At 42.9% G+C, this 20,595-nt stretch carries 17 protein-coding genes and 2 pseudogenes; 7 read left to right on the top strand and 12 right to left on the bottom strand.

Going from position 1 to position 20,595, the window contains the following annotated elements; all coding sequences use genetic code 11:
• From ACN6OV_RS09800 to ACN6OV_RS09790, 3 genes are read right to left on the bottom strand one after another with little or no spacing between them, the layout of a single operon-like run.
• Entirely contained in the window at positions 1 to 261 is a 261-nt protein-coding gene (locus ACN6OV_RS09800) for a phosphopantetheine-binding protein (RefSeq protein WP_427952462.1), read from the bottom strand.
• A complete protein-coding gene (locus ACN6OV_RS09795; RefSeq protein ID WP_427952460.1) occupies positions 245 to 1,057 on the bottom strand; it encodes a lysophospholipid acyltransferase family protein in 813 nt (270 codons plus the stop codon). Before ACN6OV_RS09795 ends, ACN6OV_RS09800 begins: the two co-directional genes overlap by 17 nt.
• Positions 1,051 to 1,674, bottom strand: a complete 624-nt coding sequence (locus tag ACN6OV_RS09790) for a beta-ketoacyl synthase chain length factor (protein ID WP_427952458.1) — start codon at positions 1,672 to 1,674, stop codon at positions 1,051 to 1,053. Before ACN6OV_RS09790 ends, ACN6OV_RS09795 begins: the two co-directional genes overlap by 7 nt.
• Before the next feature lie 192 nt (positions 1,675 to 1,866).
• On the opposite strand from ACN6OV_RS09790, the pseudogene ACN6OV_RS09785 reads away from it, so the two are divergent.
• A pseudogene (locus tag ACN6OV_RS09785) lies at positions 1,867 to 2,539 on the top strand (IS982 family transposase); the annotation flags it as partial.
• Here ACN6OV_RS09785 and ACN6OV_RS09780 read toward each other — a convergent pair.
• The 6 genes and pseudogenes from ACN6OV_RS09780 to cysM all read right to left on the bottom strand — a co-directional run.
• Positions 2,540 to 2,831: pseudogene (locus ACN6OV_RS09780) on the bottom strand (IS3 family transposase); the annotation flags it as partial.
• 91 nt (positions 2,832 to 2,922) lie between these two features.
• Entirely contained in the window at positions 2,923 to 3,237 is a 315-nt protein-coding gene (locus ACN6OV_RS09775; protein ID WP_427952456.1) for a helix-turn-helix domain containing protein, read from the bottom strand.
• Between the two features lie 233 nt (positions 3,238 to 3,470).
• Positions 3,471 to 5,777, bottom strand: a complete 2,307-nt coding sequence (locus ACN6OV_RS09770) for a RelA/SpoT family protein (protein ID WP_427952454.1) — start codon at positions 5,775 to 5,777, stop codon at positions 3,471 to 3,473.
• 51 nt (positions 5,778 to 5,828) lie between these two features.
• Positions 5,829 to 7,199, bottom strand: a complete 1,371-nt coding sequence (rlmD, locus tag ACN6OV_RS09765) for a 23S rRNA (uracil(1939)-C(5))-methyltransferase RlmD (protein WP_427952452.1) — start codon at positions 7,197 to 7,199, stop codon at positions 5,829 to 5,831.
• Positions 7,200 to 7,205: 6 nt separating this feature from the next.
• Complete coding sequence (locus ACN6OV_RS09760; protein WP_427952450.1) at positions 7,206 to 8,024, bottom strand: 3'-5' exonuclease; 819 nt, start codon at positions 8,022 to 8,024, stop codon at positions 7,206 to 7,208.
• Between the two features lie 32 nt (positions 8,025 to 8,056).
• Positions 8,057 to 8,977 (bottom strand): cysteine synthase CysM, encoded by a 921-nt coding sequence (cysM, locus tag ACN6OV_RS09755; RefSeq protein WP_427952448.1) that lies wholly within the window; start codon positions 8,975 to 8,977, stop codon positions 8,057 to 8,059.
• Positions 8,978 to 9,130: 153 nt separating this feature from the next.
• Here cysM and ACN6OV_RS09750 point away from each other — a divergent pair, with 153 nt between their 5' ends.
• The 5 genes from ACN6OV_RS09750 (at position 9,131) to rsfS (ending at position 15,057) form a co-directional block, all read left to right on the top strand.
• On the top strand, positions 9,131 to 11,938 hold the full coding sequence (locus ACN6OV_RS09750; protein WP_427952446.1) for a GacS-like sensor histidine kinase: 2,808 nt from the start codon (positions 9,131 to 9,133) through the stop codon (positions 11,936 to 11,938).
• Positions 11,939 to 12,048: 110 nt separating this feature from the next.
• The gene (locus tag ACN6OV_RS09745; RefSeq protein ID WP_427952444.1) at positions 12,049 to 12,837 is read left to right on the top strand and encodes a crotonase/enoyl-CoA hydratase family protein; all 789 of its coding nucleotides are present in this window, start codon (positions 12,049 to 12,051) and stop codon (positions 12,835 to 12,837) included.
• 33 nt (positions 12,838 to 12,870) lie between these two features.
• Positions 12,871 to 13,740: an NAD(P)-dependent oxidoreductase gene (locus ACN6OV_RS09740; protein ID WP_427952442.1), complete on the top strand. Its 870-nt coding sequence runs from the start codon at positions 12,871 to 12,873 to the stop codon at positions 13,738 to 13,740.
• A 44-nt stretch (positions 13,741 to 13,784) separates the two neighbouring features.
• Entirely contained in the window at positions 13,785 to 14,567 is a 783-nt protein-coding gene (locus tag ACN6OV_RS09735) for a hydroxypyruvate isomerase family protein (RefSeq protein ID WP_427952440.1), read from the top strand.
• An 88-nt stretch (positions 14,568 to 14,655) separates the two neighbouring features.
• Positions 14,656 to 15,057, top strand: coding sequence for a ribosome silencing factor (gene rsfS / locus ACN6OV_RS09730; RefSeq protein WP_427952438.1), 402 nt, complete (start codon positions 14,656 to 14,658; stop codon positions 15,055 to 15,057).
• A gap of 324 nt (positions 15,058 to 15,381) precedes the next feature.
• On the opposite strand, the gene ACN6OV_RS09725 is transcribed toward rsfS, so the two are convergent.
• From ACN6OV_RS09725 to ACN6OV_RS09715, 3 genes are read right to left on the bottom strand one after another with little or no spacing between them, the layout of a single operon-like run.
• Positions 15,382 to 16,836, bottom strand: coding sequence for an NAD(P)(+) transhydrogenase (Re/Si-specific) subunit beta (locus tag ACN6OV_RS09725; RefSeq protein ID WP_427952436.1), 1,455 nt, complete (start codon positions 16,834 to 16,836; stop codon positions 15,382 to 15,384).
• Positions 16,837 to 16,839: 3 nt separating this feature from the next.
• A complete protein-coding gene (locus ACN6OV_RS09720) occupies positions 16,840 to 17,160 on the bottom strand; it encodes a proton-translocating transhydrogenase family protein (RefSeq protein WP_409510829.1) in 321 nt (106 codons plus the stop codon).
• A gap of 11 nt (positions 17,161 to 17,171) precedes the next feature.
• Positions 17,172 to 18,299, bottom strand: a complete 1,128-nt coding sequence (locus ACN6OV_RS09715; protein ID WP_427952434.1) for a Re/Si-specific NAD(P)(+) transhydrogenase subunit alpha — start codon at positions 18,297 to 18,299, stop codon at positions 17,172 to 17,174.
• 1,052 nt (positions 18,300 to 19,351) lie between these two features.
• On the opposite strand from ACN6OV_RS09715, the gene ACN6OV_RS09710 reads away from it, so the two are divergent.
• Positions 19,352 to 20,545, top strand: a complete 1,194-nt coding sequence (locus tag ACN6OV_RS09710; RefSeq protein WP_427952497.1) for an MFS transporter — start codon at positions 19,352 to 19,354, stop codon at positions 20,543 to 20,545.
• The last annotated feature ends 50 nt before the right edge of the window (positions 20,546 to 20,595 follow it).

Here is a 20,595-nt window from a genome sequence, read left to right as displayed (position 1 = left end):
TTATGCTGTTTTCTGTGCTTCAACCAAAGCCGCCAAGCTTTGAATTGATTTAAAATGTTCTTTGGTATCTGCTGACTCGGCATTCAAATGAATGCCGTAGCGTTTCTTCAGCGCTAAACCCAATTCCAGGGCATCAATCGAATCTAAACCCAAACCATCGCCAAATAAAGGCGCTTCAGTATCAATATCGTCAATACTGATGTCTTCTAGGGCAAGCACATCAATAATCATTTGCTTTAATTCATCAGCAAGATTGCTCATTTAAGGATAACTCTTGGTTAAAAAACTGCTGTAATTGTTGATTTAACTGACGCACATTTTTCGGATTAGCAGTGACATCATCCAATACGTCTTCCACTCGGACCGCATCCAGCACCTTTACATGAATATGAAAAGGCTGTTCCGGGATGTGGTACCATTTTTCATTTTTCGTCAGGGTCGATGGCGTGCAAGTCATTAATACTGGCCGAATCGGCACGCCTGCGCGCAGCGCGATATTGGCCGCGCCGCGCTGAAAATCGTTCAACTGCACATTTTTTTCGGTGCGCGTCCCTTCAGGGAAAATCAGCAAAGAAGCGGCTTTGTCCTGCTGCAGCTTGTGCACGCAATCCTGAATAAACTGCTCAGACCCAGCATTCAGAATATAACCTGCACTCTGCACCGGCCCTTTGGTAAAGGGATTGGACCACAGCGCCTGCTTCACGACGCAGTTGGCCTGTTCCATTAAACCGATTAAAACCACCACGTCAATCAGCGTCGGATGATTGGCAATCACCAGCTCCTGCTGGCTGTGCTGCAGCTTGTCTAAGCCTTCCACCTCATAGCTCATAATGCCCAACTTCACCATCATTTCGGTAAAGCCTTTAAAACTATACTTGATCACCTTTTGCGCGCGCTGTGTACGCAGCGCTTCATCTTGGGTGCTGAGTTTCACCAAAGGCGCAATCAGGCCGCCAATCGCAACGCCGCCAATACCGAAACTGGCAAAACTGAATCCCGTCGCGCCGACGCGCCAAGCATAATGGGCTTTTTTCTTGATCTGACTAAGTTTCAGCATTTGCTCCACGCATCACATTCAGTTTGGCTGCTGTCGTGCCAAAATTTGTAAAAATTTAAGGCCTGCTGAAAATAAGCAGCCTCTTGCGCAGCATACCCAAGCTTCAGGGCTAAATTTTCTGGCTTTAACGTTACCATGGCCGCTATCGCAAAGGCTTGAAATAGCTGATGTTCTGCATACAGCTCAGGCAGCGGCTCATCATAATACACCACCAAAGCCCGGCCAGCTTTCGGTGCAGTTTTCAGCCAGGCATACGCTTCTGTCAAGCCATCATTCCATGAACCCGCCACACTGACTGCAGGCGCTGCATCTTGACACAAAATAGAATACAGGCCAGATACAGCATTATGCACTGAAGTCGAAAACTGCGTCGGTGACGGTGTTTCATCATTCAGTACATCTTCTAAAATTTTCAGGGTTTTATGTTCATCGCCATACTGCGAGACCCAAACAATGTAATCTGCATGCTGATCTGCCAAAGCGCGTATCGCGGCGTCCATCGCCAGCTTCGCTATTGCAGACAAACGGCGCCGCTGCATTGCTGGAATTTTTTCTAAGGCAGGAAGTACATCATCTGCCTGGCTGAATGTCAGCCGAGACACATTCATTTGCACCATGCGCTGTATTTTCCTTAGCCTAAAAGCGTATCATAATTGCGCGGATTATAGCATCGCCCATATTTTTTTTACAGAATATATCTTGATATTTTTATATTTTTCAATATCTACGCGAATCTCAACTTTCTAAACTCTTGAAATAAAAAGGACATAACACAATTTAGATTTCGACTAAGAAAACTACCTCATGTTATGTCCATTTACGAATTTATCATTTCTGTGTATTTATTCATAGACTCTTGCTATTCACTTATCGTTACAAAGCCATTAAGAACAAGAGGATTCCCTCCAGCTTTAACCGATACTGAAATAATTACTATACAAATTGTATAGCTGATTACTTAACTCTTCAGTACACCAAAGACCTTAAAGAATGGAATTTTACAGATATTTTTACGTGCTAATATTTTTAGAATTTATCTATAGGTGAATTTTTAGGATTGGATTCTGATAAAAATATCTGGAAATATTTATACACAATTACTTAGAATGGTTTCCAAAATTGGGGTCATATCCTAATTTTTGTAAACATTGTGCAAACTTATGGCAAGTCAATCAGCAAATTATGACCAAGATTAGAAAAACCTTTATGCACGATAACATTCATTTTATTGATGGTTTTCCTATCCCTGTTTGTCGCTATGCCCGAGCAAAAAGACATAAAAACTTCAAAGAACATGCAGGTTTTAGTTATTGTGCAGCTAAACAAGAAAAATATTATGGTTTTAAAGGACATATTGTGATTAATTTCTCAGGAATGATTACAGATTGTACTTTTGCTCCCGCAAACTGCGATGAACGAGATGTTGCACCTGAAATTACACAGAATATTCATGGTTTGCTTAGTACAGATAAAGGGTATTTAACTCTTCAAGGCAAATGTAATCTTGCGATAACCGTATCGTCCTTTATGCTGATGATAAATTGACTTTATTTACTGTTTTAAATCACTATATTTATCATCACGCTTCGCTTTCTGTTGATGATAAAAATACGCGCTTCGAGCTAATTTGGATACACGTAATAGGTGTTTAAGTGGGTAGATTAGCCTTAATTCAGATACCAGTCTTGCAACTACTGCTGTTCGTCAGCTTCCTTTGCTTCCTGCTCCAACCTTAAGGCTCTCCGCTTTTTAAATAAGCGTTCTCCGAACGTATAGCTGATTACTTAACTCTTCAGTACACCTAAAAGACCTTAAAGAATGGAATTTTACAGTTATTTTTACGTGCTGATATTTTTAGAATTTAGCTATAGATATACGATTTCTTCAAGCAGTTGTTCCTGTGTCTTATCACGATCTTCTTGTGAGGTTTTAGTTTTAGGTCGTTGTGGCTTTGGCATCTGTTTTAGCCGTCCTTTGGGCTTAGGTTTTAAGCCATCTATACCGTACGCCTGATATTTGCGCAACCATGTACTAATCATAAAATGCTCTCTCAATTGAAAATGCTTTGCAGCTTCTCTATTTGAAAAACCATCATTAATAATACTGAGAACAATTTTTAATTTAAAATCAATACTGTAAGAGCTTTTTGATTTTTTAACAGATAAGCCTTCTGTACCCATTGAATGGTAAACAGCTACCCACTTCTGAACTGTAGAATAACAAAGATTAAATTGTTCACCTATTTTTTATATCCTACACTATTGGATAAGTAGGTTTGAACAACTTTAAGTTTAAATTCTTGAGAATATTTAGCCATAGAAAAGCACCCTTTAAATTAGACTAAATGTGTCCAACTTTCGGGGTGCAGTTCATGAAGCAGGCTTTTTATTTCAATATTTAAATCAGGAAAATATTAGCTACCCTGTACCAATCGACGTGCGCTGATAATGCCCGGTTGCTGCTCTAAACGTGCCAGCAGTTTTGATAACTGCGCCAAGCCTTTCACTTCAATCAACAACTTCATATTGGCAATACCATCGTTTTCAGAAATCGTATTCACCTGACGAATGTTGATTTGGTCAGAGAAAATGACTTGTGTCAGATCTTTCAACAAACCACGGCGGTCATAAGCCTCCACCACAATTTGTACACTTTGACCGCGTGTTGGCTGCATTTCCCAGTCAGCTTCAACAGCACGTTCCGGCTCTTGATCAATCATCCGAATATAGTCAGGACATGCAACTTTATGGATACTGACACCACGATTCAAGGTGATATATCCCGCAATCGACTCACCATGCACTGGCTGACAACACTGTGCAATGTGCAGTTCCACATTATCCAGACCATCAATCAAAATCCCATGAGCGGACAGCGTATGACTTGCACGCGGGTTCAACGTTGGCTTCAACACCAGCTCAGGTTCATCCTGATCGAGGTGCATATGACGGTTGACCTGATTAATCAGTGCATGCAAGCTAATGTCGCCACTGACCAAACCAATCAAAATATCTTCACCCAGTTTGACATTGAAATGATTGCAGTAATCATTCAAGTCAATACTTTTCGGGTGAATTGCCAAACGTGACAATTCTTTATTTAGAATTTCACGACCGACTTCCAAGTTTTTACTACGGTCTTGCTGACGGAACCAATGACGTAACTTGTCACGTGCACGAGCAGTCTTGATATAACCCAGTGAATTCACCAACCAATCACGGTTCGGCTCACGATCTTTCTTGGTTAAAATCTCAACCTGTTCACCAGTTTTCAGGGTATAGGTCAACGGTACATAGCGTTGGTTTACACGCGCCGCATAACACTTGTTCCCCACTTCAGTATGTACATGATAAGCAAAGTCGAGCACGGTTGAACCACGTGGTAATTCTTTAATATCCCCATCGCGACTGAACACATAGATTTTTTCAAAATCTTCGAACTCTTGAATTTGTTCAAAGTTTTCAGAATCATCATAGTCTTTATGCGCACTTGCATCATTACGTTCTTGATAATGTTCAAGTACCGCCCGTAATGAATGGAGGCGATGATTAAATGAATAATCGGTGGTTTTCGAACCTTCTTTATAATTGAAGTGCGAACACACCCCAAGCTCTGCCTCTTCATGCATGCTACGGGTACGGATTTGCACTTCTAAAGATTTATTTTCAGCAATGACTGCCGTGTGTAATGAGCGATAACCATTGGCTTTTGGATTGGTAATATAGTCATCAAACTGGTGCGGAATATGACGCCAGATTTGATGTACAATCCCCAAGGAGTGATAACACTCAGGTACGCTATCCACCAAAACACGTACTGCACGAATATCATAAAGCTGATCAAAGCTCAGGTTCTTACTTTTCATTTTTCGATAAATCGAATAAATGTGTTTCACTCGGCCATTAATTTCAGCATGAATACCATGCTCAAGCAGTTCTTTGCGTAATTTATCCGTGACGAACTGAATATATTGTTCACGTTCCAAACGCTTTTCATTCAGTAACGACGCAATTTCTTTATAGCGTTCAGGTGCCAGATAACGGAAGGCTAAATCTTCCAGTTCCCACTTTAACTGCGCAATACCTAAACGGTGTGCCAGTGGTGAGTAAATAGTCAAAATTTCTCGTGCCACACGCTCTTGACGCTCTTTAGAAGAGTTCGCCAGTTCACGCAAAGCATAAGTACGTTCAGACAGCTTGATCAATACAACACGAACATCTTCCGTGACCGAAATCAGCATTTTATAAATGCCGGTTAAATGTTCACGCTGGTTATTATTGAAATGATCTTCGAGACGCTTATTCTGTTCAATCAGCTCAGATAACTTACCCATCGCAAGCGCGCCTTTCACTAACGCATGCACTTGGTCGCCAAATTTACTTTGGACTTCTTCTAAACTGGTTACGCCCTCACGAACACTACGATATAGCATCGCTGCGGATAAGGTGTCTTCGTCGGCATACAGATGGGCAAGAATATCCGCCATCTCAATACCGGTATAGAAGGTATTCGAACGATGATTGACCGTGGTTTCAAGTTCTTTCTGTAAGGTGAGATGTGCAACTTCTTTGAGTTTCGTCAAAGGAGCTCCGTCAAAAATGCCGCTTACACGCTCAAGCCATTCGGCTAAGTCATGCTGCGCTTGTTCGGCATGTTCTACAGTCGTTTCCTGCGACAACTCATTGAGACGTCCAGGCAATTGTTCACGTACTGTGACCATACCCTACTCCTACTTTTTTACACTTCATATCTTTTAATCGTGTATCTGATTTTATTTTTCGAACAAAGCAATCGATTCGACATGCCCTGTATGGGTAAACATGTCCATGACACCCGCTTTTTTCAAACGGTAGCCTTGTTGTACCAACAGTCCTGCATCACGCGCGAGAGTTGCTGGGTTACACGACACATAAACGATTCTTTTTGCACCAAATTTAGGCACATAATGCATTACTTCTTCCGCACCAGAGCGCGGTGGGTCTATCAATAATGCATCAAATCCCTGTTTTGCCCAAGAATGATGCGAAAAATCTTTTGTTAAATCTTGTGAATAAAACTTAAGTTGCGAAAGGTCATTGTTTTGCGCATTTTCCGCACCACGCTGCACCATTTCCTCACTTCCTTCAACGGCAACCACTTGACCCCTTGTGCCTACACATGTAGCTAATGGTAAAGAAAAGTTGCCTAAACCACAGAACAGATCTAAAACACGCTCGCCCGACTGTAACTGAAGCAATTCACATGCCAGCTTCACCATTTGCGGGTTAATGCTTGAATTTACCTGAGTGAAGTCTTGAGGATTAAAGCCAAATTCCACCTGAAAGTCACTTAGACCATAGTGCAGACGCATCGCGGCATCAGAATCATCCACACGATGCAGACTGTCTGGACCTTCCGGTTGCAGATACAGTTGCCATCCCTTCTGTAACGCAAATTTGATTAATTGGTTGACATCCTCTGCACAAAGTTCAGCCGTATGACGAATTACCAGAGCAATCTCTTGATCCCCCATCGCCAATTCCATATGACCAATATATGCTTTACCTTGCAAGCCCTGTAAAAGCTGCTTTAAACGGGTAATCGAACCAAATTCACGATCGAGTACCATGCAGCGGTCAATCGAAGTGAGTTTATTCGATTGGCTTTCACGAAAACCCACCACCAATTGGTCTTTTGCGGGTAAATAACGCACGCCAATCCGCGCTTTACGGCGATAGTCTTCACGCTGCGAACGAAGCGGTTCAAGCCATTCATCCGGCTGTATCCCTGCAAAATGTTCTAAATGCGATTTTAAAACGTTTTGCTTTAATCGGATTTGCTCGTCGGGGTGAATATGCTGCATGCTACAACCGCCACATACCCCATAGTGTGGACACGCCGGTTCAACCCGTGAACTAGATGGTTCACTGAGCAGCTCCAAACTATCCGCTTCTTCCAAGCGTTTCACCACATTGGTAATTCGCGCACGCACCGTTTCACCCGGTAAGGCATAACGAATAAACACTTTTTTACCGTGCTTTTCAGCAGGATGTGCAGGATCAGTTCCAAAGTGAGCAATACCACGCCCCTCATGTGAAAGCGACTCAACCTGAAATGTATAAATGGGCTGTTGGGCTTTTTGGGGCTTGGTTCTGTGTTTCATGCGGACCTAATGTGTAGAAGATGGGAAATCGGATTGGGTGAATTCGGTACGTTGTGAGGTCTGTTGCCATACCGATAAAAAGTCAGCGTGTTGCGGCTGAGTCTGTAAATATTGAATCGTGCTTTGAATCAAATGCTGATGATCATTCAACAGTAACTGCCCTTTGAGTAACAGCCAGCGCAAATAAATCAACCAGGTATTCAGCACATCACCCTCACAATAGCTGGTGAGTTCGGTCCATTGTTCTTCACGAACATAGACTGGAACATGATAACCACCATCACCGCGCTTACCCGGAAAACCGAGTAAATGTGCAGCATCATCCAGTTTCTGAAAATGACGGCCATGGAACATCGCCATCACATCCATCAAATCGACATGACGATGATGGTAACGATTCTGGTAGTTATTATAGCGCTTTTGCGTATCAATCTCGCCCTGATCGAATAAACTTGGTGCAGACAGCCCGTGATACATACAGCGGAACAAAATCACGGGCAAATCAAACTGTGAACCATTCCAACTAACCAAGGTTGGGTGACGCTTTTCAAAAATCGAGACAAATTTTTTCAGAATTTCTGCTTCTGTATGTTGCTCACGGCTAAATGAAAACAGCTTCATGCCATTTTCATCAATCCAAAGCCCTGAAATACAGACAATTTCATGCAAAGACAGACGTTGAAAGTCAGTCCCTGCTTCTTGGCGACGCAGTTTGGTCAGTGCAACATCAAGATCTTCTTCTGGCAAATCCAGACCATACAAATGCGCCCCAGACTTTAAGTCTGTCAATGTTTCGATATCAAAAGTTAAAACAGGTAAACGCATCTATACTCACCAATGCCGCATCGCAGCACAAATTATTCAGGATCAACAACAGAGAAAAGCCCTGTCGATAAGTAACGGTCACCACGGTCACAGACGATACAGACAATCACCGCATCAGGGTTTTCTTCGGCCAATTTTACCGATGCCCATACGGCACCGCCCGATGAAGTGCCTGCACTGATGCCTTCTTTACGCGCCAGACGGCGTGCAGTTTTTTCTGCTTCAATTTGTGGAATATCCATAATTCGATCCACACGTGATGGATCAAAAATTGTCGGAAGATATTCTTGTGGCCAACGACGGATCCCAGCAATATTTGAACCTTCAGACGGTTGTAAACCGATAATTTGAACCTCAGGGTTCTGCTCTTTTAGGTATTTAGAAATTCCCATGATGGTGCCTGTCGTGCCCATTGAGCTGACAAAATGGGTAATTTTACCGCCAGTTTGTTGCCAGATTTCAGGCCCTGTAGTCAGGTAATGTGCTTCCACATTGTCTGGATTACCAAACTGATTGAGCACCAAACCCTTGCCGTCTTTTTGCATTTGCAGCGCAAGGTCACGTGCTTGTTCCATATTTTCAGACTCGATTAGCTCAGCCCCATAAGCACGCATCGCGTCTTTACGTTCTTGACTTGAGCTGGCTGGCATAATCAAGATCATTTTATAGCCGCGCATCGCTGCAACCATCGCCAAGGCGATTCCTGTATTTCCGCTCGTCGCCTCAATTAACGTATCACCCGGTTGAATCTGACCACGCTTTTCAGCTTGCATAATCATATTGTAGGCAGGACGGTCTTTTACCGAACCCGCAGGGTTGTTGCCTTCTAACTTGGCCAATACCGTTGCCTGAGTGTGACTTGCCAGACGCTGTAAACGCACTAAGGGAGTATTTCCGACGTAATGGTCTAATAAAAAATCGTCTGCTTGAAAATCAGGAGTTGTGTTACTCATTATGTGCACCTATATCGAGGTGCGCCTATTGTATGAAAAAATGCCTGTGCCTGCACCCATTTGACCAGCTTTTTCGTGAAAGTGATTAAAGCGCAATCAGTTTTAAATAATCCATGCTAATATTCGTGGCATAAGGAATAAACTGCTTAAACCATGTCAAATATCAACAAAAAGCTTTTTAAACGCCTACACTTAAATCACGCTTATGGTCAGTTGATTGCACTCATTTTTGTGCCGATCACCATTTTGGCCTGTGTCGGCGCAGCGTTGGTAATTACTGAAACCTCAAATGCTTCCAGAGCACAACAACGCCAAATGGCGGTGGCGATCTTAACGCGTTATCAACCGACTGCTGAATCTGCGATAGATTTACTCAATCAGTATCCTTGGCAGTTTGATCAAGCGCGTAATGCCATGCAAAACATGCTGAATGAAAAGCATTTGATTCGTGCTGCCATTTTAACTCCTACAGGCAAAGATCGACTCAGTATTGGTTTTCAGGATCAAGATATCTGGCCGAAGTTAACCAGTAAAAACTCATTTGTTGGCCCAATTGCACACAATAAAAATCACGTTTATGCCCTTAAAATTAGTGATGCCAATCAATCCCCCGCTTGGTTGGCCATTGAGGTAGACAATCAACCGCTACAAATTGCTCGCTATCGCGTATTAATTGTTTTGATTGCCACAGGGTTACTGACCTTATTATTACTTTTACTATGTTTGAATTTTTACTCGCGTCGCTGGATTGCGCCAATGTATGAAATTCGCATGCAGTTACAGCGCTTAAATGCTGACACGCTTGATCAGCACATGATCATTAACAGTACTGGTGAACTACGCCTGTTACAGCGTGATATTGCCAATGTGGTGAAACGTCTGCACTTTAGCTTTTTAGAATTACGCGAACATACCGAACAAACTGAAGACGATTTACGCCGCACACTCGACACTCTCGAAGTGCAAAACATCACTTACCGTCAAGCCCGTGACCAAGCGATTCAAGCCAACCAATCCAAATCGGTGTTTTTGGCCAATATTTCACATGAACTGCGTACACCTCTGAACAGTATTGATGGCTTTATTCATCTGTTACTGCGTCAAGGCAATCTGAGCAATGAGCAAAATCTGTATTTACAAACCATTCGTAAATCCTCCGCTCACCTACTGGCACTGATTAATGACGTTTTAGACTTTTCTAAAATTGATGCTGGGAAACTTGAGCTTGAAACGGCTGAATTTGATTTAGAAGAAGCCGTGTTTGATGTAATGGATATGTTGTCGCCTCTAGCCGCACAAAAACACATCGACATGACCTTCTACTATGCCGACAATGTACCGAAATTTGTGGTTGGTGATGCACTGCGCTTTAAGCAAATTTTGACCAACTTAACCTCCAATGCCATTAAGTTCACTCCAGATGGTGAAATTATTGTGCGCGTCCGCATGGAACACGATGACATTGGACAGTGTCTATTACACTTCAGCGTACAGGACAGCGGTATTGGCTTAAGCGGCACCGACCGTAAAAAACTGTTTGAATCCTTCTCCCAAGGCGATGCCTCGGTTACTCGTCAATTTGGCGGCACAGGACTCGGGCTTGCCATTTCCAAACAATTGGTCAGCCTTATGCATGGTCAAATTGGTTTTGAAGACAACCAAGAACGTGCACCGACAGAAAAAGGTTCTACCTTCTGGTTTACCGCACGCTTTGTGGTGGATGATGAAATTGAAATCGCGCATCCACAGTTTAGCAATCTGCAAGTGGTGTCTTATTTGGCGCATCCTGCAACGGCCAATGTGCTACGTCATTACTTAGAAAACTATGATGTTGACCATATTGAAACACAGTCGATTTTGGATTTATTCAGCCGACTCAATCAGCTAAAAACCGATGAAAACACATGGTTGATTGTCGATCACAGTGGTGATTCTGAAGCCTTGCTCAAAGAAATCCGTACCCGTTATAGCGGTAATTTGGCGGTCTATGGCTACCAAATGATGCTTGACCCGAATATGCTGAATGAATTCCGCGCACGTCCGCTACATCAACCGCTCAGTCGCACCGCACTCATTCAACTGCTGAGTAATGAGCCATGGTTTGATCATGAACAACATGAGGAATTTAATGGTCAAGGTTTGCATGTCTTGGCGGTGGATGACCATTTACCGAACTTAATCGTCCTTGAAGCACTGCTGTCTGAACTGAATGTTAAAACCACCAAAGCCCTCAGTGGACAGGAAGCCATTGAAATTATTCAAGGCCGTCATGAACAAGCTTTGACAGCCTTTGATTTAGTCTTTATGGACATTCAGATGCCGGTCATGTCAGGAATCGATACCACTCGCGCCATTCGTTCGCTTGAATCCACTTTTGAAGAACATAAACGTCTGCCGATTATTGCTTTAACAGCGCATGCCCTGTCGGATGAAAAGCAAAAACTACTGCAAAGCGGCATGGATGACTATGTCACCAAGCCAATCCAGATGGAACAGATTATTCAAATTCTGACCCAGTGGACCACAGAAAACTTCAAAAAGGCGCAGGTGATTGAACGCACAACGGTGATTGAGGCACTCGAACCAAGTATTTTGGATTGGCAACAAAGTTTGCAATTGGCTGCCAATAAAGAAGATCTCGCAGTCGATTTACTCAAAATGTTGGTCGATAGTTTTGAGCAAGAACTGAATGAAATGGCGCAACTAATTGAGGATGAAGATTTCCCACAATTAGAACATGTGCTGCATCGTTTATATGGCGCAACCCGCTATGTCGGTGCCCCCACCCTACAACAGGTTTCTGGGCATTTTGAACAATTTGTCTCCACCTTGCGTAAGGAGCGCCGCAAAGCCGATGAAGCTTTTATACAAGAAACCTTAAAACGTTTTGATGAATTAAAGGATGTGATGGCTCAAGTAGAACATGCTGCACAGCAAATTTTATTGAAACAAAATAATTAAGTTCAACTCGACCAAAGTCAGCGCCGCCCATCTTCTGTTGTGACTGCGCTGTCATGTATCCTAAAACACTGCATGCTATGCTCGGTGCTGAAAAAATAAGAGTAAATTCCATGGCTTTATTACGTGTAGAAAAAAATAATGGCATTGCAACGGTCTATCTGAACCGCCCAGAAAAGCGCAATGCGATGAGCTTTGCCTTGTTAAAAGAACTGGTCAGCACTGCAGAAAAACTGAAAAAAGACCGTAGTTTAAGATGTGTGATTTTAACCGGTGAAGCAAACGTCTTCAGTGCAGGCATTGACTTAGCAGACCTGAATAATCCCAAAAACCGCGCCTATGCCGCTTGGGAATTGTTAAAACCAGGCCAAAGCCTATTTCAAAAAGCCTTCCTGATTTGGCAACAACTGCCTGTACCGGTGATCGCAGCACTTGAAGGTTTTTGTTTTGGTGCAGGTATGCAACTCGCTCTTGCAGCCGATATTCGTATTGCTCATCCCAAAACGCAAATGTCGATCATGGAAAGCCGTTGGGGCTTAGTGCCCGACATGGGACTGACACGCTCACTTAAAGGTGTGATTGGGCTGGATCTAGCAAAAGAGCTAACGCTGACTGCACGAATTTTTGATGCTGAATATGCCAAAAATATTGGTCTGGTGACACATTTAAATGAACAACCTTTGCTCCAAGCTCAACAACTCGCCGAAGAACTGAGCCAACGTTCACCCGATGCTTTGGCTGCAGCCAAACAAGTTCTGGATGCGATGGAACATAGTCCAAATCATTCACTCCGCTTGGAAAAAATGTGGCAATTAAAATTATTACTGGGCAAAAACAGCCAATTGGCACGTAAAAAAGACAAGAACCCTGAGGTTCAGTTTTTGCCTCGTCAATACAAGTAAACTAAGACCGACAGGATAGATTGAGTACCGCATATGGCTTTTGATCGTAATACAAAAATTGCATTCCTTGGTATGGGCCTGATGGGCAGCCGAATGGCAGCGCGTCTGATTCAAGCCGGTTTTGAGGTCGCGGTATGGAATCGTACTGCATCTGCATGCGATGAATTAATTGCCATTGGGGCAACGGCGCTCAAACTCAAAAATATTACCGACTATCCTGTAATCTTATGTTGTTTAGCCGATGATCATGCGGTTCATTCGATCTATCAACAAATTTCGCCTTATTTACAAGCAGGTCAAATCCTCGTGGATTTCTCTAGTTTATCCGTGAATCAAACCACGCAATTGGCCGCACTGGCGCAAGCACAGAACGTAACGTGGATTGATTCTCCTGTGTCAGGGGGAACTGCGGGTGCAGAGCAAGGAACATTGGTCATATTTGCCGGCGGTGATGCACAAACCATTACAGATTTAAGCCTGATCTACAACGTGCTTTCACAGCGTGTCACACGTATGGGTGAAACAGGTACGGGCCAAGCCACTAAAATCTGCAACCAACTGATTGTCGCTGCAAACAGCACCTTAATTGCAGAAGCGGTTGCACTGGCTGCACAAGCTGGTGTCGATACCAGCTTACTGGCCCCCGCCCTTGCCGGTGGTTTTGCCGATTCAAAACCGTTTCAGATTTTAACTCCTCGCATGGCCAGTCATCATTTTGAACCGGTGCAATGGAAAGTTCAGACCCTTGCAAAAGATCTCAATAATGCGGTGCAATTGGCTGCACAATTTGATCTCAAGATTCCTGTTGCCAGTTTAGCTTTATCTCAACTCAAAGCCCATCAGGACAATGGCTTTGCAGAAAAGGATTTAGCAACTGTCATTCAACATGTCGAAAAACACTAGTACTCGTTTATTTTTAGATTCAAATTGCTACAAGGAAGATGTGCATGACTCAGCTCGCGGTCAATTTATCCATGATTTTTACTGAGGTTCCGCTGCTCGAACGCTTTCGCTTGGCGCGTGAACATGGATTTAGTCATGTCGAAATTCAGTTTCCCTATGAACTGAGCATTGAGCAGATTCAAACCCAACTTACCGTCAATGATTTAACTCTTTGCTTAATTAACGTACCCGCGGGTGATTTAATGCAAGGTGGTGATGGACTTGCTGGTGTACCGGGACGTGAAAATGAGTTTCATCAAGCACTTGAATTGTGTATCCGCTATGCCTCCGCATTGAATGTGCCCAGTGTCAATATTTTGGCCGGTAAACAACCACAAGATGCCGACCTTCTACCTTGCTTAAATACCTTGTCGACCAACCTAAAATTAGCCTGTCACATGTTGTCTGAACATCATATTCAACCGGTATTTGAAATGATTAATGGCACAGATATGCCACGCTTTTTGGTGCAGAACATTGCTCAAGCACAGGAAATGTTAGAAGCCGTGCAACACCCTCATTTAAAGATACAATATGACTGCTATCACATGGCGATGATGGGCGAAGATATTTTGAGCACTTTAGCTGAAAATATCCATGATATCGGACATATACAGTTTGCAGACTGCCCGGGCCGTCATGAACCCGATTCTGCACAAATCCCATTTGCAGATATTTTTAAATGGCTAAAACACAGCGATTATCACGGTTATGTTACTGCCGAATATCGGCCACGAACCAACTCGTCGTATTCTTTTGCGTGGAAAGACAAGTACTTCCCAAACTAAGCTTTCAATCCCAAGCTTGTTGATTTGAAATTCAGCAATAAAACCGCTATATTAGAACATGTAAAATTGTCAGGAAATCATACCCTCTATGAATTTAGAACCATCGCCCAGCGCTTCTAATTCTCACGATCTCGCAAATACGATGAAAGTTAAAGATTTACAGGCTTGCTTAGCTGTTGTACGTGAAGCACTTGAAGATGTAAAAGCCAAAGATATTGTTGAACTCGATATCAGCACAATCAGCAACGTAGCAGATGCGATTGTAATTGCGAGTGGTACTTCAACTCGTCACATTAAGTCTCTTGCAGACAACGTGGCAGAAGAAGCACGTAAAGCTGGATTCCGCCCGATTGGCGTTGAAGGTGAACGTGATGCAGAATGGATCCTGATTGATCTCGGTTTTGTAGTGGTACATGTGATGTTACCTACAGCACGTAAATTCTATGATCTCGAAAGCTTATGGCGTACAGCTCCAGAAACTGTAGCTTAAGCTTCCACAAAAAAGCGACCTAAATAGGTCGCTTTTTTTATGTGCTCAAATTAATTTTTAATACATGGTATTGCTCATAAGAGAGTCGCACAATCTTAACATTTAAGCGAACCAACTTAAATCTCAACCACACCAAGACAACTCAAATGCAATCGCGTTGCTTATCAAATTTAAAATCAAAGATTTAGAGCTTTTTCTGTTCTTACGCTTTGATAATGAATACTTATTGAGCTTGATCATTTGAAGGGCATAAAAAACCACCCGAAGGTGGTTTTTAATCTTCTTCCGCCCCTCGTTTATAAAGAGGAACTTGGAAAATAGTTCTTAGTGACCACCGCCATTGATGGCTTTGGTCATGTCTTCTACCACTTTCTTCGCATCACCAAAGATCATCATGGTCTTGTCATTATAGAACAAGTCATTGTCTAGGCCGGCATAACCGGTTGCCATAGAACGCTTGATCACCATAATGGTACGTGCTTTATGTGCTTCCAAAATTGGCATGCCATAAATCGGTGAGCTAGGATCATCTTTTGCCGCAGGGTTGACCACGTCATTCGCACCAATCACCAGTACCACATCTGTTGCAGGGAAGTCTGAGTTGATCTCATCCATTTCCAGAATATCTTCATACGCAACGTCTGCTTCTGCCAGTAATACGTTCATGTGACCCGGCATACGACCTGCAACTGGGTGAATCGCAAAACGCACTTTTACACCCTGTTCTTTTAAGATTTCACACAATTCTTTCACTGCGTTTTGCGCACGGCCTTGTGCCATGCCATAACCCGGTACAATCACCACGCTATCGGCATTTGACATCAAGAAGCCCGCATCGTCTGCTGAACCAGAACGGTGATTACGCTGTGCTTTTTCACCATTATCCGCAGCAGCCACGGCTGTACCACCCATGGCACCACCAAACAAAACGTTGATGATTGAGCGGTTCATGGCTTTACACATGATATAAGACAGAATTGCACCTGATGAACCCACGAGCGAACCCGCAACGATCAGCATGTTGTTCTCTAAAGTGAAGCCAATCCCTGCCGCAGCCCATCCTGAGAATGAGTTGAGTAGTGACACTACCACTGGCATATCACCACCGCCAACTGGCGCAATCCATACCCAACCAAATGCCAACGCAAGTACAGTCATTGCCCAGAATGCATTCATGTTACCTGTGGTGAAGAAATAAATACCACATGCCAACATTGCAAGGAAAATCAATGCTTGAACTGGTTTTACCCAGCCACCCGAAATGGTTTTTGCCCATTTTTTTGCAGCCAACTTACCATAAGCAAATACGGATGCGGTAAAGGTAATCGCCCCGACAAAACAGCCCACAAACAATTCAAATAAATGAACTTTGCTCATGTGTGCATGTTCAACACCAACAGCCGTTAATGCCGCTTCATTTTCAGCAAATAAAGCCGTCAGTTGGTTATTGTGTAGAATCGCAGCAATTGCAATCAATACCGCTGCCAAACCGACCAATGAGTGCATCAATGCCACAGTTTCAGGCATTTGCGTCATTGGGACCGTTTTTGCACGTGCAATACCCACAACTGCGCCCAGTACCATCGCACCACCAATCATCCAAATCACAGGATGATCAGCAACAAAGAATGTGGTCACGACAGCAATTGCCATCGCGATCATGCCGTAACGGTTACCTGCAATTGCAGTTTTAGGACCAGATAAACCACGTAACGTTAAGATAAAGAGAACGGCACCAATCAGGTAGAACCAATCCGCATAGTCTCGAATAAATTCCATCAATTAGCCCTCTTTTTTCTTTTGCTTAGGTTTGAACATTTCCAACATGCGCGCCGTTACAGCGAAACCACCAAAAATGTTAATACTTGCAAGGAATACCGCAATCGCACCCAAAACACTCACTACATTGATGCTTTGAAATTGAACACTTGCATCCACAATGCCCGGAATACCGACCGTTTGAATCATCGCACCAACGACAATAATCGAAGACAATGCATTGGTCACCGCCATCAAAGGCGTATGTAGTGCTGGCGTTACGCCCCAAACCACGTAGTAACCAACAAAAATTGCTAGAACAAAAATAGTAATCGTTTCAACCATGATGATTCTCCTTAACCACGTTTCAGCAGCACTTGGCCGCCATGAGTGACAAGTAGTGCTTTTTGAATTTCTTCTTCAGGATTAACTGCGAAATTCTTTTCGCTATCAAACATTGTATCAATGAAATTCAGTACGTTACGCGCATACAGAGCCGACGCTTCGGTCGAAACTGTCGAAGGAATATTGGGAATACCAAGAATTTTTACACCATTGGCCGTCACGACATTTTCACCACATACAGAACCTTCAACGTTACCACCAGATTCAACCGCCATGTCTAAAATGACAGAACCTGGTTTCATCTTCGCTACAGTTTCAGCTTTGATTAAACGTGGCGCATCGCGACCCGGTAACAATGCTGTGGTAATCACGATGTCGGCATTTGATACGGCTTTATCGACAATAATCGCTTGATCGCGGATGTAGTCTTCGCCCGGCATCCAGCCATAACCATTTTTCGCTGCATCTGCGGCTTTTTGTTGTTCTTCAGGCGACATTGGTACGTCTAACCACTTACCACCTAAAGATTCAACTTGGTCACGTGCTGTAGGGCGTAAATCTGTTGCTTCAACCACTGCCCCCAAGCGTTTTGCTGTGGCAATTGCTTGTAAGCCTGCAACACCCACACCCATGATCACCACACGTGCAGGTTTTACTGTACCTGCCGCGGTCATCAGCATTGGGAACATACGTTGATATTCTGCTGCGGCCAAAAGCACCGATTTATAACCAGATAGGTTGGCTTGAGAAGAAAGCACATCCATGTTTTGCGCACGCGATAAAGTACGTGGCAAAAGTTCCAAGGCAAATGCAGACACGTTTTGTGACGCAAATTGGTCAAGTTCGGTGTTGCGGTATGGATCAAACATGCCAACAACGGTGGTTCCCGCTGCGAGCTTTTGAATTTCGTCACCTTTTGGCGCACGAACTTTCAAAATAATTTGACTACCGGTATAGGCATCATCCGTAATTTTGGCACCAACTTGTTCATAGGCGCTATCGATGTAAGCAGCTTTAACCCCTGCTCCACGTTCAATAACTACGCTATGACCAGCGCTGATCAACTTCTTTACTGTTTCAGGCGTCGCAGCGACGCGATTTTCACCGACAACAGTTTCGGCTGGAATTCCGATCTGCATGAGCGTTCCTCAAGCTAATTTTTCTTAAGTAAACATCGCAGCCTGCGATGTCTCCCCTCAGGATGTATTTTTGTACAATTTTTGGAGTTTAATTGAACTTTGCTAAAATACTACCCACTATTTATTTAATAAATATCTATATTTTGAACTCATGATTCATAAAAATAATGCGGCAATATTTCATATATCCTGATTTAACGTTTAATTTATATACATTTTTTTATGGGTTATATAACTTATACAAATACAAAGATGATTTAATCATCAGTTTTTATTAATATCTCCAACCCAATTGACATGGCAGTTGATGATTTTGACAATGATGCAGAGATTTATTTGCTGAAAACTAACAGCTCAAATCCGCGCAAAGTGCTGTCACACTGCATTTTAAGTTTTAAAGCAGTGTAGAATTGGCTTTTCTGACATTTTCAAAGCGAACGTCTCATGTAGGAACAGATCAGTTTCTACCCTAAACGGACAGAAAAATTAAAGCACGAGTAAATGCTCTTGCAGCAGCGACCCACGTTTCATTGCAGTCACTGTTCTTGATCGGCAATCTTCTCTAGAAACCCCAGAATTATTTTTTTGAGATTTAAAAAAAATTTCGACAACATTTAGCATCATGATACTAACCGTGAATATTTCGGTTTTAAAAACCACTTATGCTTCTTTTTGGTGCAAATTTATATATTCAATTTAAAGATAAACATGGGTTCACTCGATCAGTTATTTTATAAAAGAATAATGTGTTGCGGCAATTTGGCTCATTTTCAAACAATACACGGTCTTTGTTCATTCCAACCAAATCAATTTGAGAAATTGTCCCTCTGCTTATTTAGAAGTTTTTCATATAAATTCTCCTTTTTTTAAATACCGCTAACATCATTTCATCAAACCCGTACATCCTCCTAATTCACACTACAATCGGTCATCCAGATACTTTCACAGAGAAATACTTTAAGACTGGAGATTTTTTTCTTATAGTGGCACCAATCTCTGTCATAGAGATCAACCTGTAAAGGTTGTCCTCTCTAGCTCAATCTGGAAAAATGATGAATGCTTCTCTCGACATCAGTCACAACAAAGCACTTTTGTGGCTGATGGCTGCTGCATGCGGTTTATGTGCTGGTGCCAATTATTATTGCCAACCCCTGATTGCATCCATTCAACAGAGCTTCCAGATCCCACAATCTCAAGTTGCACTCACGGTCACCTTTGCTCAGGTTTCCTATGCGCTGGGCTTACTGTTTATTGTGCCGCTTGGGGATACGGTGAATAAGGCCAAATTTATCCCTATCCTCATGCTCGGTGCAGCATTTGGTTTAGGGTTATGTGCACTTTCCAACAATATTTATATGTTATGGATCGGGACGGTGATTACTGGTTTATTTTCCGTGGCAGCTCAAGTACTGATTCCATTGGTCACTGTTGCCATTCGGCCTGAAAAAATTGGGGCGGTCGTGGGCTTTTTAATGAGTGGACTTTTAGTCGGTATTTTGTTGTCAACCAGCCTTTCTGGGCTGCTGTCCAATCTGATTCATTGGAAATCCATTTATGTGCTGAGTGCGGTTTTAATGTTGATCTTAGCGGTCTTGCTCAAAAGTCGTTTGCCGATTGTCAGTATTACCCGCATGCACTATCTCCAGATTTTTCAATCCATGGGACAACTCCTCAAACAAGAGCCTCGCTTGATTTATCGTTCCCTGATTGGTGGCTGTGTTTTTGCGGCAATGAGTATGCTGTTTTCCACCATTGCCATACTGTTAACTCAGCCCCCTTTTGAATTGGCAGATGTCTGGGTCGGGATTGTGACTTTGGTCGGCGTGTTCGGTGCGCTGTCAACCCAATTGATTGGTCGCTGGGCAGATCGAGGCTATAGCCGAATGCTGACATGGTTCGGTTGCAGTATTCTAGCTTTGAGTTGGGGTTTGCTCTATCTCGGTGGACAGGTATTAATTTTTTATATTTTAGGCTATGGGCTGATTAGCTTAGGCCTTGCTATGGTGCATAGCTGTAACCAAAATATTATTTTTCGGCTCAACCCGATTGCCCGCTCGCGAATTAACTCTATCTACATGACCTTTTACTTTATTGGTGGTGCCTGCGGTTCTGCATTAGGGGTCTTTGCTTGGCATCATGGTGGTTGGATTACTACATGTTTCACAGGACTTGCACTGGTGATTGCAGCAGCAGTATTTATTGTGTTAGATCAATTATATACATCTCGATCTAAAGTTCATTCCTAAACAGTCTATATAAAAGAAGCCTCAGAAAAGAGGTCTTTTTTTTTGATCAT

It is taken from the genome of Acinetobacter sp. (assembly GCF_050285345.1).
GTDB lineage: Bacteria > Pseudomonadota > Gammaproteobacteria > Pseudomonadales > Moraxellaceae > Acinetobacter.
The sequence above is the reverse complement of the archived record's forward strand: the minus strand, read 5'-3'. Positions and strand labels throughout refer to the sequence as shown.